The sequence below is a fragment of the Nocardioides sp. WG-D5 genome (genome assembly GCF_054031175.1).
This window is the reverse complement of the sequence record NZ_CM132928.1, coordinates 5,067,813-5,081,593: the sequence shown is the minus strand read 5'-3', so window position 1 is coordinate 5,081,593 and position 13,781 is coordinate 5,067,813. Positions and strand designations below refer to the sequence as shown.

16 protein-coding genes are annotated in these 13,781 nt (G+C 69.3%); 6 read left to right on the top strand and 10 right to left on the bottom strand.

Features of this window, described 5'->3' with window-relative positions:
* Positions 1-56: 56 nt before the first annotated feature.
* Entirely contained in the window at positions 57-506 is a 450-nt protein-coding gene (locus ACWZJV_RS24585; RefSeq protein WP_457179193.1) for a hypothetical protein, read from the top strand.
* Between the two features lie 6 nt (positions 507-512).
* Here the strand turns inward: ACWZJV_RS24585 and ACWZJV_RS24580 are convergent, their stop codons facing one another.
* The 8 genes from ACWZJV_RS24580 to hisD form a co-directional block, all read right to left on the bottom strand.
* The gene (locus ACWZJV_RS24580) at positions 513-983 is read right to left on the bottom strand and encodes an SRPBCC family protein (protein ID WP_457179192.1); all 471 of its coding nucleotides are present in this window, start codon (positions 981-983) and stop codon (positions 513-515) included.
* 102 nt (positions 984-1,085) lie between these two features.
* Entirely contained in the window at positions 1,086-1,421 is a 336-nt protein-coding gene (locus ACWZJV_RS24575) for a mycothiol transferase (protein ID WP_457179191.1), read from the bottom strand.
* 6 nt (positions 1,422-1,427) lie between these two features.
* Entirely contained in the window at positions 1,428-1,862 is a 435-nt protein-coding gene (locus ACWZJV_RS24570) for a DUF1801 domain-containing protein (protein ID WP_457179190.1), read from the bottom strand.
* Positions 1,863-1,871: 9 nt separating this feature from the next.
* Entirely contained in the window at positions 1,872-2,204 is a 333-nt protein-coding gene (locus ACWZJV_RS24565) for a hypothetical protein (RefSeq protein ID WP_196874675.1), read from the bottom strand.
* The gene (hisH, locus tag ACWZJV_RS24560) at positions 2,205-2,849 is read right to left on the bottom strand and encodes an imidazole glycerol phosphate synthase subunit HisH (protein ID WP_040757054.1); all 645 of its coding nucleotides are present in this window, start codon (positions 2,847-2,849) and stop codon (positions 2,205-2,207) included. It abuts the gene before it with no gap.
* The gene (hisB, locus tag ACWZJV_RS24555) at positions 2,846-3,460 is read right to left on the bottom strand and encodes an imidazoleglycerol-phosphate dehydratase HisB (RefSeq protein ID WP_457179189.1); all 615 of its coding nucleotides are present in this window, start codon (positions 3,458-3,460) and stop codon (positions 2,846-2,848) included. The genes hisH and hisB overlap by 4 nt, the downstream gene beginning before the upstream one ends.
* The gene (locus ACWZJV_RS24550; RefSeq protein WP_457179188.1) at positions 3,457-4,554 is read right to left on the bottom strand and encodes a histidinol-phosphate transaminase; all 1,098 of its coding nucleotides are present in this window, start codon (positions 4,552-4,554) and stop codon (positions 3,457-3,459) included. Before ACWZJV_RS24550 ends, hisB begins: the two co-directional genes overlap by 4 nt.
* Positions 4,551-5,852 (bottom strand): histidinol dehydrogenase, encoded by a 1,302-nt coding sequence (gene hisD, locus ACWZJV_RS24545; protein ID WP_457179187.1) that lies wholly within the window; start codon positions 5,850-5,852, stop codon positions 4,551-4,553. The genes ACWZJV_RS24550 and hisD overlap by 4 nt, the downstream gene beginning before the upstream one ends.
* 126 nt (positions 5,853-5,978) lie before the next feature.
* Here hisD and ACWZJV_RS24540 point away from each other — a divergent pair, with 126 nt between their 5' ends.
* From ACWZJV_RS24540 to ybaK, 3 genes are all read left to right on the top strand, one after another.
* Entirely contained in the window at positions 5,979-6,794 is an 816-nt protein-coding gene (locus tag ACWZJV_RS24540) for a hypothetical protein (protein ID WP_457179186.1), read from the top strand.
* 90 nt (positions 6,795-6,884) lie between these two features.
* A complete protein-coding gene (locus ACWZJV_RS24535; protein WP_008363005.1) occupies positions 6,885-7,547 on the top strand; it encodes an LON peptidase substrate-binding domain-containing protein in 663 nt (220 codons plus the stop codon).
* Positions 7,547-8,047 (top strand): Cys-tRNA(Pro) deacylase, encoded by a 501-nt coding sequence (gene ybaK, locus ACWZJV_RS24530; RefSeq protein ID WP_457179185.1) that lies wholly within the window; start codon positions 7,547-7,549, stop codon positions 8,045-8,047. The genes ACWZJV_RS24535 and ybaK overlap by 1 nt, the downstream gene beginning before the upstream one ends.
* A gap of 14 nt (positions 8,048-8,061) precedes the next feature.
* On the opposite strand, the gene ACWZJV_RS24525 is transcribed toward ybaK, so the two are convergent.
* Both ACWZJV_RS24525 and dnaE read right to left on the bottom strand, forming a co-directional pair.
* The gene (locus ACWZJV_RS24525) at positions 8,062-8,676 is read right to left on the bottom strand and encodes a hypothetical protein (protein WP_457179184.1); all 615 of its coding nucleotides are present in this window, start codon (positions 8,674-8,676) and stop codon (positions 8,062-8,064) included.
* On the bottom strand, positions 8,661-12,245 hold the full coding sequence (gene dnaE / locus ACWZJV_RS24520; RefSeq protein WP_196874682.1) for a DNA polymerase III subunit alpha: 3,585 nt from the start codon (positions 12,243-12,245) through the stop codon (positions 8,661-8,663). The genes ACWZJV_RS24525 and dnaE overlap by 16 nt, the downstream gene beginning before the upstream one ends.
* Positions 12,246-12,397: 152 nt before the next feature.
* Here dnaE and mmuM point away from each other — a divergent pair, with 152 nt between their 5' ends.
* Both mmuM and ACWZJV_RS24510 read left to right on the top strand, forming a co-directional pair.
* A complete protein-coding gene (gene mmuM / locus ACWZJV_RS24515; protein WP_457179183.1) occupies positions 12,398-13,279 on the top strand; it encodes a homocysteine S-methyltransferase in 882 nt (293 codons plus the stop codon).
* 148 nt (positions 13,280-13,427) lie between these two features.
* Positions 13,428-13,778, top strand: a complete 351-nt coding sequence (locus tag ACWZJV_RS24510) for a hypothetical protein (protein ID WP_457179182.1) — start codon at positions 13,428-13,430, stop codon at positions 13,776-13,778.
* Positions 13,779-13,781 lie beyond the last annotated feature (3 nt).

Genomic DNA, 13,781 nt, shown 5'->3' with positions numbered 1-13,781 from the left:
CTCGGGAGCCATGTGAATGCCGGGAAAGTCCGCGGCGCGGGACTAGGTTGACGGATGTGACGGACGAGTTCGAGGTATTTCAGCCGCGGCCCGAGGAGATCAACGACTGGTCCGGGCGCCAGCTGCATCCCGGGATCAGGCAGTCGATCGGGCCGGGCAACATCGTGCGCATCCAGATCCAGGCGACCTCACCTGATGGAGCACCGGCCGCACCCTCCGATCCGGTCGACGCATGGCACAGTGACACTCCCTATCTGAAGATCGTCGAGGTGGACGGCGATCGGCTGACCGGCGAGGTCGACGACCCGTACCGGTCGGACTACAGCTGGATGAAGAACGGCCGCCTCATCGAGTTCGACCGCGCGGCCGTCACCGAGATCCCGCTCCAATGGGACGGCAACGAGAAGCTTGCCGAGCAGGCCGAGCTCACCGGACTCGGCCGTCAGATCACGGGCGCGATCGACCCGGACGACCGGGGCAGTTGGGCCGACGAGATCGAGTCCTGAGGCAGATCACTCGGCCTCGGAACGGTCCGCACTCACGATCGCGAGCTTGGCCAGCCCCTTCTCCATGTCGGGCGCGATCGCCTTCTCCATCGAGTAGAACTTGAGCATCAGACTCATCACGCCGCTCACCGTCCCGGTGTGCGTCCAGGTCAGCCGGGTGCCGTCGGCGACAGTGGCCAGGTCGAAGGTCACCGTGCTCCGGCTCTTGAACGGCTTCAGGAACTCCAGCGCGACCTCGATGTGGTCGGGCCTCGACTCGATGATCTCCATCGCGCCGGCGCCCGCCCGCTTGTTGCCCGACCAGGCATAGCGCGCGCCGACACCGGAGTCCGCACCCGAGTAGGTGCGCGTCATGTCCGGGTCGAGCTCCTCCCACGGCGACCACGACGGCCACTCGTGAAAGTCGTCGAGCAGCGCGTGTGCGCGTCCGATGTCGCACGGCAGGACGCCGGACCGGGAGACCTCGTAGTCGGTCATGTCATGACAGTACGCCTGAAGCGACGAACGGCGTGGAATCCTGCGAACATTGCAATGGGCCGGCCCATCACCGAGCATCTGGCGAAGCAATGACCGACATCGTCACCGAGACGGGCGGTTGACGCCGACCGAGCCATCGATCGTCTCGCGGAGGAGGTCGGCCCGGCTCTCGTGCTCCGTGGCCCGGTGGGTGTCGTCCCACCACCCGGGGCTGTCCCAGGGCGGGAGGTCGATGGGCGGCGTACGGTCGAAGACCTCGCCGGAGTAGCGGGCGTCGGAGAGGGCGTTGTGCTTGACCAGGCCGAGCAGGTTGGTGCCTGTCGGGGTCATCGGGCGGCGGACCTCATGCTCCGATAGCCCCTCGAGCTTCCACACCCGCGCGTCCCGGACGCCGCGGAGCTTGTCGTGCAGATGAGCCTTGGCGAGGTCATCGATCACGGACGCTCATCCCTCCGAGGCGCGCCGACCGTAGGTGTCGCTGGTCAGCGTTGCGTAGGAGCGTCGAACGATCTCCTCGAGAACCTTCAGGTCGACCGCATCCAGGTCCTTGAGGTAGAGGCAGCCGACGCCGGTCCGGTGCGGTCCGAGGCGCCCGAGGAGTTCCTCGTGGGTGGCGATCCCGTCGTTGAGGTAGACGACCGAGGCTGCCTTGCGGGGTGCGAAGGCGGCGGCCGGCGCGTCGCCCTCGGTGCCGCTGGCGTACTTGTAGTGATACTCGCCGAAGCCCACGATCGAGGTCCCGAACATCCGTGGCTCGGCGCCGGTGACGCGTCGCATCAGCTCCAGTAGCGTCACTGCGTCCCGACGACGCGGTTCAGGCGAGACGGCCTCGACGAAACCCGCCGGGTCCGCGTCGGTCCAGGTCGTCTTGGCCGCCATCCCGCCACTCTAGCGACGGAAGAGCAGCGTGTAGACCACCGGCGCGGCCAGCACCGACGCGATGGCCGCGAAGACCGTCGTGCCGACGTCCTCGGTGACCAGGTAGACCAGCGCGTCGAGGAGAAGAAGGACGACCACCAGGATCCGTACGTTGCGCCGCCGGCGCTCCGCGAGCGCGCTGGTCGGCCGGTTCCGGCGAGCCGGGACCCACCCGAGGAGCCGCTCCCGCCGAGCCCGCCGTGCGGCCACCTTGGCCTGGCGCGCGGCCCGGGACTCGGCGGCGGCCGCGGCGAGCCGCTCACGCTCGGCACGCGCCTTCGCGCGGGCCCCGGTCTGGGCCACCTACGCCGCCTTCAGGGACTGCACCCAGTTGCGCAGCACCGCGGCACCGGCGTCGCCGGACTTCTCCGGGTGGAACTGGGTAGCGCTCAGCGGCCCGTTCTCGACGGCCGCCACGAACCGGTCACCACCGTGTTCGGCCCAGGTGACCAGCGGGGCGACGGTGCGGTCGTTGGTGACCAGGGTCCAGTCGCGCACGCCGTAGGAGTGCACGAAGTAGAACCGCTCCTTCTCGACGCCGGCGAACAGCGACGAGCCCGCGGGGACATCGAGCGTGTTCCAGCCCATGTGAGGCACGATCGGCGCCTGGATGCGCTCGACGACGCCCGGCCACTCACCGCACCCCTCGGTCTCGACACCGTGCTCGATGCCGGTCTCGAAGAGGATCTGCATGCCGACGCAGATGCCCATCACGGGGCGCCCGCCGGCCAGCCGCCGGGCGATGATGCGCTCGCCGCGGATCGCCCGCAGGCCCTTCATGCAGGCCTCGAACGCACCCACGCCGGGCACCAGCAGCCCGTCGGCCGCCATCGCGGCGTCGAGGTCACCGGTCAGCTCGACCGAGGCACCGGCACGTTCGACGGCGCGCACGGCGGAGCGTACGTTGCCCGATCCGTAGTCGAGCACGACCACCGAAGGAGCACTCACAGCGCACCCTTCGTCGACGGGATCCCGGTCTCGCGCGGGTCGTAGGCGATCGCGTCGCGGAAGGCTCGCGCGAACGCCTTGAACTGCGTCTCCACGATGTGGTGCGGCTCGCGCCCGGCGAGCACATTGACGTGCATCGTCAGGTGGGCGTGGTGGGCGATGGAGTCGAAGACGTGCTGCGTCAGGGAGCCGAGGTAGGGCACCCCGGAGCCGCCGAGCAGGACGTACTGCTGGCCCTCCGGCTCACCGGTGTGGACCGAGTAGGGCCGGCCGGAGACGTCCACGACGCAGCGTACGAGAGCCTCGTCCAAGGGGACCGTGGCGTCGCCGTAGCGGCGGATGCCCTTCTTGTCACCGAGCGCCTGGCGCAGGGCCTGGCCGAGCACGATCGCGGTGTCCTCGACGGTGTGGTGGGCGTCGATGTGCACGTCACCCTCGGAGTGGACGGTCAGGTCGACCAGCGAGTGACGACCGAACGCGGTCAGCATGTGGTCGTAGAACCCGACTCCCGTCGAGACGTCCACCCGTCCGGTGCCGTCGAGGTCGACCTCGACGACGACCTTGGACTCCGAGGTCTCCCGCTCGATCCGGGCGGTCCTTGCCGAACTCATGCGCGTGCTCCGTTCACATCGGTCAAAGCTTGTCTGAAAGCGTTCATCTCGCGGGGTGTGCCGACCGAGACCCGCAGCCACCCCTCGGGCCCGGTCTCGCGGATCAGCACGCCGTGGTCGAGCAGCCCCTGCCACACCGCGTGCCGGTCGGCGTAGCGCCCGAAGAGGACGAAGTTGGCGTCCGAGTCGGCCACCTCCAGGCCCTCCGCGCGCAGCCAGGCCACGAGCGCGTCCCGCTCCTCGCGGAGCGAGGCGACGTAGCCCAGCAGCTCCGGCGCGTGCCGCAGGGCGGCGCTCGCCGCCGCCTGGGTCACCGCGGAGAGGTGGTAGGGCAGACGTACGACGCGGATCGCGTCGCAGATCGCCGGGTCGGCCGCCAGGTAGCCGAGCCGGAGCCCGGCCCCGGCGAACGCCTTCGACATCGTGCGGGTGACCACCAGGTTGCGGTGGCGGCCGAGCAGCTCGAGCGCCGAGGGCACCCCGGTCCGGCGGAACTCGCCGTAGGCCTCGTCGACCACGACGATCCCCCCGTCACCGACCGCCTCGCACAGCGCGGTGACCGCCTCCGGCGGCAGCGCGGTGCCGGTGGGGTTGTTGGGGCTCGGCAGCAGCACGACGTGGGGCCGGGTCTCCTCGACCAGCGCCCGCGCCTTCTTCAGGTCGATCGCGAAGTCGGTCTCGCGGTGTCCGACGACCCACTCGGTGTTGGTGTCGCGGGCGTACTCCGGATACATCGAGTAGGTCGGCGCGAAGCTGATCGCGGTGCGTCCCGGACCTCCGAAGGCCTGCAGCAGCTGCAGCATCACCTCGTTGGACCCGTTGGCCGCCCACACCTGGTCGGGTGTGATCTGTGCCTTCGGCACGTCAGCCCGCAGGTACGCAGCCAGCCCCTCCCGCAGCGCGACGAACTCGCGGTCGGGATAGCGGTTGAGGTTGCGCGCCGCGGCGCCGACGCTGGCCGCGATGTCGGCGACCGTCTCGGCGGAGGGCTGGTAGGGGTTCTCGTTGACGTTGAGCTGGACCGGGACGTCCAGCTGCGGCGCGCCGTAGGGCTCGATCCCGGCGAGCTCGGTGCGGATCGGCGGCCAGCTCACGAGGAGAACCTCACGGACACCGCGGCACCGTGGCCCGGCAGGTCCTCGGCCCCGGCGAGCGTGACGACGTGGTCCTTGACCGCCGCCAGCCCCTCGCGGGAGTAGTCGACGACGTGGATGGACTTGGTGAACGCGCGCACCGAGAGGCCCGAGGAGTGGCAGGCGCAGCCGCCGGTGGGCAGCACGTGGTTGGACCCGGCGCAGTAGTCGCCCAGCGACACCGGCGCGAACGGGCCGACGAAGATCGCCCCCGCGTTCCGGATCCGCCCGGCCACGGTCAGCGCGTCGGCGGTGTGGATCTCGAGGTGCTCGGCGGCGTAGGCGTTGACGACGTCGACGCCCTGGTCGACGTCGTCGACGAGCACGATGCCCGACTGGGGGCCGCTCAGCGACGTACGGATCCGCTCGATGTGCTTGGTCGCGGCGACCTGCTTCTCGAGCTCGGCCTCGACGTCGGCGGCGAGCGTCTCGGAGTCGGTGACCAGCACCGAGGCGGCGAGGGGGTCGTGCTCGGCCTGGGAGATCAGGTCGGCGGCGACGTAGGCCGCTTCGGCAGTCTCGTCGGCGAGGATCGCGATCTCGGTCGGGCCGGCCTCGGAGTCGATCCCGACCTGGCCCTTGAGCAGGCGCTTCGCGGTGACGACGTAGATGTTGCCGGGCCCGGTGACCATGTCGACGCGCTCACAGGGGTCGACGCCGTAGGCGAACATCGCGATCGCCTGGGCGCCACCGACGGCGTAGACCTCGTCGACGCCGAGCAGCGCGCACGCGGCCAGGATGGTGGGCTGCGGCAGCCCACCGAACTCCTTCTGCGGCGGCGAGGCCAGCGCGATCGACGGCACTCCGGCGACCTGGGCCGGGACGACGTTCATCAGCACCGAGGAGACCAGCGGAGCCAGGCCGCCGGGCACATAGAGCCCCACGCGCCCCACCGGCACCTTGCGGTGCGTCACCCGGGCGCCGGGCGCCAGGTCGGTGACCGCGTCCTCCTCGAGCTCGGCGGCACAGGTCGTACGCAGGCGCGCGATCGACTCCTCCAGCCCGGCGCGGATGTCGGGGTCGAGCTCGTCGAGAGCCTGAGTCAGCGCGGCGGCCGGGACCCGGATGTCGTCGACACGTACGCCGTCGAACTTCTCGGAGAACTCGGCGATCGCCTCCTGTCCGCGCTCGCGGACCGCGTCGATGATCGGCTGCACCGCATGAGTGGCCGCCTCGATGTCGAACTCGGCGCGCGGCACGGCGGCGCGGTAGTCGACGGTGCCTCTGTCGGCACCCCTCAGGTCGATGCGGCGGATCATGCCTCAAGTCTACGAGTCAGCAGGGTCCGGAGCCGATCTGCCGACGCCACGTGGACGCGGCCGGGAGGCGCATACGGCGGCCCGATCCGGGTACCCGGACGACTGACCCACCAAAGGAGGATCGCCATGGCACGCCCTGGACTTTTCCACCGCGAAGACAAGCATGCCAACGAGAGCTACCCCGAGACCGACGTCAACCACGCGGAGACCCGTGATCCGTATCCCGGAGGTCCCGCGGTCGTCGGCCACGACGACAACGTCGAGCGCCCGCACCAGGCGAACGAGCCGGTCGGCCACGTACGCGACACGAACCGCGACACCTACCGCGACACGGGCTACGACAGGGGTTACGACAGGGGTTCCGAGGCGGCCGGCGTCGAGCACTACCGTCACGCCGAGGACAGCCGCCGCGCCGCCCTTCACGACACCTACGGCGGCATCAACTGGGGCGCCTGCTTCTTCGGCTGGCTCGTCGCAGTCGGCGTCACCGTCCTTCTCGCAGCCATCATCAGCGCAGTCGCCTCCGCGGTCGGCCTCAACCAGAACCTCACCCGGACCGACCTGGAGTCGATGGCCGACTCGGCAGGCATCGCGGCCGCGATCACGCTCGCCGTGGTGATGTTCGTCGGCTATTACGCCGGCGGGTACGTCGCCGCCCGGATGTCCCGCTTCGACGCACGTAGGCAGGGCCTGGGCGTGTGGATCGTCGCCATCGTGGTGATGATCATCGCCGCCGTCGCGGGCGCGCTGTTCGGCTCGAGCTACGACATCATGCGGCAGCTGGACCTGCCCAACGTGGGGCTGAGCGCCGATCAGCTCGGCTGGGGCGCGCTGGTCGCCGGCGTCGTACTCCTGGTCGTGATGCTCGTCGGGGCACTCCTCGGCGCCGCCACGGGCCAGCGCTACCACACCAAGATCGACCGCGCGGCCTACCAGGACTGACAGCTCGACCCAGGCCCGGAGCGGGAACAGAAGGAGACACGGGGCGGGGTTCGCGGGCGAACACCCCTGCGGCACCCATAGGTTGGTCCCGTGAATGAGCGACTCCCGATGTTCCCGCTCAATGCGGTCCTGTTCCCCGGCGTGACGCTGCCGCTGCGCGTCTTCGAGGACCGCTACCGCGCGATGGTGCACCACCTGCTCCGCCAGGAAGAGGAGGAGCGCCACTTCGGCTCGGTGGCGATCCGTGAGGGCTACGAGGTCGGCGAGACCGGCGCCCAGTCGCTCTACCGGGTCGGCGTGAGGCTGCTGATCACCGAGGTGGAGCAGCACAAGGATGGCTCCTTCGACCTCGAGGTGCTCGCCGTCGACCGGATCCGGATGGACAGCCTGGTCAGCTCGGGCGACTTCCCCGTCGCCGACGTCGAGGATCTCCCCGAGGACCACGTCACCGTCCCGAGCAGCGTCGTCGACACCGCCCGGGCGACCTTCACCGCCTACCGGGCCGCGCTGCTGGAGTTCCGCGAGGATCCGTTCACCGGCTCGCTCCCCAAGGACCCGGAGTTCCTCTCCTGGACCATCTCGGCCACCACTCCCCTGCCGATGCCCGACCGGCAGGCTCTGCTGGAGGCGCCCGACGCCGCCTTGCGCCTGGGCATGGCCACCGACCTGCTCCGCGCCGAGCTGAGGGCGATGAACGTCATTCCCTCGCTGCCCGCCACCGAGGTCGCCCGCACGAAGTGGTCGCCCAACTGATGCCGAAGAAAGGTACCGGGAAGAAGGCCGGCGGAGGAACCCCGGCGACCGTCGCGCTCACCGCGGCCGGCATCGACTTCACCCTCCATCCCTACGAGCACGACCCGCGGGCCGAGTCCTACGGCCTGGAGGCCGCGGAGGCCCTCGGCGTCGAGCCCGCGCGGGTCTTCAAGACGCTGATGGCCTCGCTGGACGGGAAGCTCGTCGTCGGCATCGTCCCCGTCACCGGCCAGCTCGACCTCAAGGCCCTGGCCCGTGCGCTGGGCGGCTCCAAGGCGCAGATGGCCGAGGTCTCCGCGGCCGAGCGTGCCACCGGGTACGTCGCGGGCGGGATCTCCCCCGTCGGCCAGAAGCGACCGCATCCGACCGTCATGGACGAGTCGGCCACGGCGTATGAGACCGTCTATGTCTCCGGCGGCCGTCGCGGCCTCGACATCGAGCTGTCCCCCACGGACCTGATCAAGATGACCAGCACCACCACGGCCCCGATCGCCAGATAATCCGCCGAGTCGGCTCAGGAGCGGGGCAGATGCGCCGGGTCGACGTCCTCGTGGGGCGCCCACATCAGGAAGATCACCATCAGCGCGAGCATCGCCGAGCCCGGGACGAGCAGGATGAGCCACGGTGAGGCCAGCTGGAAGCTGTCCTGGAGCACGGTGCCGTCGGCGGCTCCCTTGGCGAGACCGTGGGGGTCCTCGGGTGAGAGCAGCGAGGTGACCAGGAGCATCAGGCCGCCACCTACCGCACCCCCGAGCGTCACCGCAGCGAGGGTGACGAGCTCGGAGCGGTTGAGCCAGACCGCGGCCGCGATGCCGACCAGCAGGCCGAGCACGATCGCGCAGACCGAGAACCAGGCGGTCGCCGCGAACACGCCCTGGTCGATGTTCTGCGCGATGGTGGGCGGGTCGACCGAGATGAGCCCTCGGTACCACTTGTCATCGAGCACCATCCCGGTCGGCGGGGTCCACAGCGTCGCCGCGGCGAGACCAGCGGCGAGACCGCCGACGACGAAGGCGACGGCGATGATCGCCACCTGCACCAGCACCGGGCGGGACAGGTCGGGACGGGCGGAGCGGCGGCCGGTCACGTAGAGACTGGGCGGCGGCGGCACGATCAGATTGTCAGGCATCCTGGTCCGAGGAGGTGTTTGAGGTCGGCGAACAGCTCGGGAGTCGGCGTGACCCGCAGCCGGTCATCGAGCTTCATGACCCGGGTCGCGTCCCGTGTCATCAACCGTAGCCTGACCTCGGCAACTCCGGGGTAGGTGGTCAGTACGTCCCGCAGCGACGCGATCACCGGCGGCGTGCACCGCGTCGACGGCAGCGTGATCACCACCGGTCCCCCGGCCGCACCCGGCCCGCCGGTCAGGTCGGGGACGGTGACCTCCTGGCCGCGCAGCTCGGGCTGGTCCTTGTCACGGGAGAGCTGGCCCTTGACCCGGATGATCGAGTCCTCGACCAGGTGCGGCGCGGCCAGCTGGTAGGACGAGGGGAAGAGCAGCACCTCGACCGAGCCCTCCAGGTCCTCCAGGGTGACCGTCGCCCAGGCGTCGCCCTTCTTGGTGATGCGTCGGTTGACGTTGGTGACCAGACCGGAGACCGTGACGGTGGAGTTGTGGGGCCGCGACTCGTCGGTCATCAGCTGGCCGATGGTGCAGTCGGTGCCGTTGGCCAGGACGTGCTCCAGGCCCATCAGCGGGTGGTCGGAGACGTAGAGGCCGAGCATCTCGCGCTCGTGGCCGAGCAGGGTCATCTTGTCCCACTCGTCCATCTCGGGGATGGCCACCGAGACCCCGAACTCGACCCCGTCGCCGTCGTCGAGACCGCCGAAGAGGGAGTCCTGGCCGATCGCCTCGTTGCGCTTGATGTCGACGTACTGGTCCACCGCGGTCTCGTGGATCGCCACCAGCGAACGGCGCAGGTGCTTCATGTCGTCGAAGGCGCCTGCCTTGATCAGCGACTCGATCACGCGCTTGTTGCAGACCCGGTCGGGCACCTTGGCGAGGAAGTCGTTGAAGTCCTCGAAGCGGCCCTTGCTGGTGCGAGCCTCGACGATCCCGTCGACCACCTGGGCGCCGACGTTGCGGACGGCGGTCAGACCGAAGCGGATGTCGGTGCCGACCGCGGTGAAGTCGTGGGAGGACTCGTTGACGTCGGGCGGCAGGACGGCGATCTTCATCCGGCGACACTCGTTGAGGTAGATCGCCATCTTGTCCTTGTCGTTCTTGACCGAGGTCAAGAGCGCCGCCATGTATTCGGTCGGGTAGTTGGCCTTCAGGTAGGCGGTCCAGTAGGTGACCACGCCGTAGGCCGCCGAGTGCGACTTGTTGAACGCGTAGTCGGAGAACGGGAGCAGGATCTCCCAGATGGTGTCGATCGCGCTCTGGGAGTAGCCGCGCTCGAGCATGCCGGCCTGGAACCCGGCGTACTGCTTGTCGAGCTCGGCCTTCTTCTTCTTGCCCATCGCGCGGCGCAGGTTGTCCGCCTGTCCCAGCGAGAACCCCGCCAGGACCTGGGCGATCGACATCACCTGCTCCTGGTAGACGATCAGGCCGTACGTCTCCCCCAGCACCTCCGCGAGCGGCTCCTCGAGCTCGGGGTGGATCGGCACGATCGGCTCGCGGCCGTTCTTGCGGTGCGCGTACTTGTTGTGGGAGTCGGCACCCATCGGGCCGGGCCGGTAGAGCGCGGAGACCGCGGTGATGTCGGCGAAACGGTCGGGAAGCATCGACCGCAGCAGAGCGCGCATGCCGCCACCATCGAGCTGGAAGACGCCGAGCGTGTCGCCGCGCTGCATCAGCTCGTAGGTCGGCTTGTCGTCGAAGGGCACTTCCTCGAGCACCAGGTCGATGTCGCGGTTGGCCCGGATGTTGGCGAGCGCGTCCTCGAGGGTGTGGAGGTTGGAGAGGCCCAGGAAGTCCATCTTGACCAGGCCGAGCGACTCGCAGGTCGGATACTCGAACTGGGTGACGACCTGGCCGTCCTGCTTGGGCTCCATCAGCGGGACGATGTCGATGATCGGCTCGGAGGCCATGATCACGCCCGCCGCGTGGATACCGGTCTGCCGGATCTGGCCCTCGAGACCGAGGGCGGTCTCATAGATCTTGCGGACGTCGGGGTCGGTGTCGTGCAGGGCGCGGAAGTCGCCGCCCTCGCCGTAGCGCTTGTGGTCGGGGTTGAACAGATCCTTGAGCGGGACCCCCTTGCCCATCACGTCGGGCGGCAGCGCCTTGGTGATCCGGTCGCCGATCGCGAAGCCGTGGTCGAGGATGCGGGCCGCGTCCTTGATCGCCTGCTTGGCCTTGATCCGTCCGAAGGTGGCGATCTGGGCGACCTTCTCCGCGCCGTACTTCTCGGTGACGTACTTGATCGTCTCGCCGCGGCGGTGGTCGTCGAAGTCGATGTCGAAGTCGGGCATCGAGGGACGCTCGGGGTTGAGGAACCGCTCGAAGAACAGACCGTGCTCGAGGGGGTCGAGGTCGGTGATCTTCAATGCGTACGCCACGATCGAGCCCGCACCAGAACCACGGCCCGGGCCGATCCGGATGCCGTTGTTCTTCGACCACTGGATGAAGTCGGCGACCACGAGGAAGTAGCCCGGGTAACCCTTCTGCAGGATGACGTCGATCTCGAACTCGACGCGGTCCTTGACCTCCTGGGTCAGCTTCTCGCCCGGGTAGCGGAGCTCGATGCCGCGCCAGGTCTCCTTGCGCAGCCAGGACTCCTCGGTCTCGCCCTCGGGGATGTCGGCGCGCGCCATGTAGCCACCGGTCGACTCGGTGAACTCGACGTCGCAGCGCTCGGCGATGAGCAGGGTGTTGTCGCAGGCGTCGATCAGGTCCTGGCGACCCCACAGCTCGCGCATCTCGGCGGCGGACTTGATGTAGTAGCCGCTGCCCTCGAACGCGAACCGCTTGCCACCCTTGGAGTAGGGCGGCTCGGTCATCCGGCTGCCCGACTGGACGCACAGCAGCGCCTCGTGGGCCCCGGCGTCCTCGGGGTTGTTGTAGTGGGAGTCGTTGGTGGCGACCGGGCGGATGCCCATGGTCTTGCCCAGCTTGAGCAGGTCGTCGCGGACCCGCTTCTCGATGGAGATGCCGTGGTCCATCAGCTCCAGGAAGACATTGTCCTTCCCGAAGATGTCCTGCAGCTCCCCGGCCTCCTTGAGCGCCTCCTCCCACTGGCCCAGCCGCAGCCGGGTCTGGATCGCACCCGAGGGGCAGCCGGTGGAGACGATGATCCCCTTGGAGTGCTCGGCGAGGATCTCCTTGTCCATCCGCGGCTTGAAGTAGTAGCCCTCGAGGCTGGACCGGCTGGAGAGCCGGAAGAGGTTGTGCATCCCCTCGGTGTTCTCGGCCCACATCGTCATGTGGGTGTAGGCGCCACCACCCGAGACGTCGTCGCCGCCCTCCTGGGCCGCGTCGCCCTTGCCCCACCGCACCCGCTTGCGCTCCGAGCGCGGGGTGTTGGGGGTGATGTAGGCCTCGATGCCGATGATCGGCTTGACGTCGTGGGCCTTCGCCTTCTTCCAGAAGTCATAGGCCCCGTGCATGTTGCCGTGGTCGGTCATCGCGATCGCCGGCATCTCGAGCTCGCTGGTCCGCTTGAACAGACCGTCGAGGAGCGAGGCACCATCCAGCATCGAGTATTCGGTGTGGACGTGCAGGTGGACGAATGAGTCCTTGGAGCCGGCCGCCATTGGCGTGGAGCCCTCCTCGAGGTCGAACGGATGGAGCGGGCGCAGGAGCCCGTGCAGACGGACGACCTGGGGGAAGGACTACAGACTATCGGGGACCACCGACAGGATTGGTAGGCGGGCCGAGGGTCTCGAAAGGATATGTTTGAGATGTGGTGACGATCCTCGACGGCGGCCTGTCCAACGCGCTGGAAGCGCGCGGTCACGATGTCTCAGGCGCCCTGTGGACCGCCCGGCTTCTCGACGAGTCCCCGGCGGAGATCGCCGCCGTCCACCGCGCCTACTACGCCGCCGGCGCCGACGTCGCCACGACCGCCAGCTACCAGGCCAGCGTGCCCGGTTTCGTGGAGGCCGGGATGACCGAGACGTACGCCACCGAGCTGCTGCGTCGCAGCGTACGCATCGCCCGCGAGGTCGCCGCCGAGGCTCCCGGTCGCCTGGTGGCCGCCTCGGTCGGACCCTACGGCGCCTACCTGGCCGACGGGTCGGAGTACCGCGGCCGCTACGGGGTCTCCGCGGCGACGCTGCGTGACTTCCACGCGCCCCGGCTGGCGCTGCTGGAGACCGAGGACCCCGACCTCATCGCGGTCGAGACCATCCCGGACATCGAGGAGGCCGAGGTTCTCGTCGACCTCCTCGACGACATCGGTCTCCCGGTCTGGTTCTCCTACTCCTGCGCCGGCACCCGCACCCGGGCCGGTCAGCCGCTGGCCGACGCCCTTGCGCTGGCCGCCGAGATCCGCTCCGTGGTCGCCGTCGGCGTCAACTGCTGCGACCCGGCCGACGTCCCCGCCGCCGTCCAGCTGGCCACCGCCACCGGCGAGCCCGCCGTCGTCTACCCCAACACCGGAGAGACCTACGCCGACGGCGCCTGGACCGGCACCCCTCACTTCCGCCCCGGCGAGGCCCTCTCCTGGGTCCGTGCCGGAGCGGCGTACGTCGGTGGCTGCTGCCGCGTCGGCCCGCGCGAGATCGCCCTCATCGCCGCCGAGATGTCACATCTGCAGGCCGAGACGTCAGGTACGTCGGCCGAGTAGGCATCGCCGTGCCAACTCGGCCGACGCGAGTGACGCCTCGGGCGTTCTGCCGTCGCGCCCGTCCTCGACATGCAACACTCTCGCCGTGCCGCCGTCCACTGACTCCACATCTACCTCGGACACGACTCGAGCCCGCTGGGTCCTGGTCGTGGTCATCCTGGTCGCGTTCGGGCTCCATATCGCCGACCCGCGGTGGCTCTCGGAGTCGCAGTCCGTTTCACTCGCGGGGCTGGCGTTGATCGCCGGCGGAGCCCTGTGGCAGGTCGTTCGCGCCAACGATCCCTCCGATCGGCTCCTCGGCTTCAGCCTCCTCGTGCTCGCGGCGGTTCTTCTCGGACTGATCCCCGGCGTCGAGCTCGCCGATCCTCCCGACGCATTCCGCAGCATCTTCACGCTCGTCGGGCCGATGGTCGGCATGATCCTCGCCGACCGGTGGCTGCGGCGTACGCGTCGGATCGGGGCCGACTCGGTCGCCACACGGGACAGCTCGGCCACATGAACT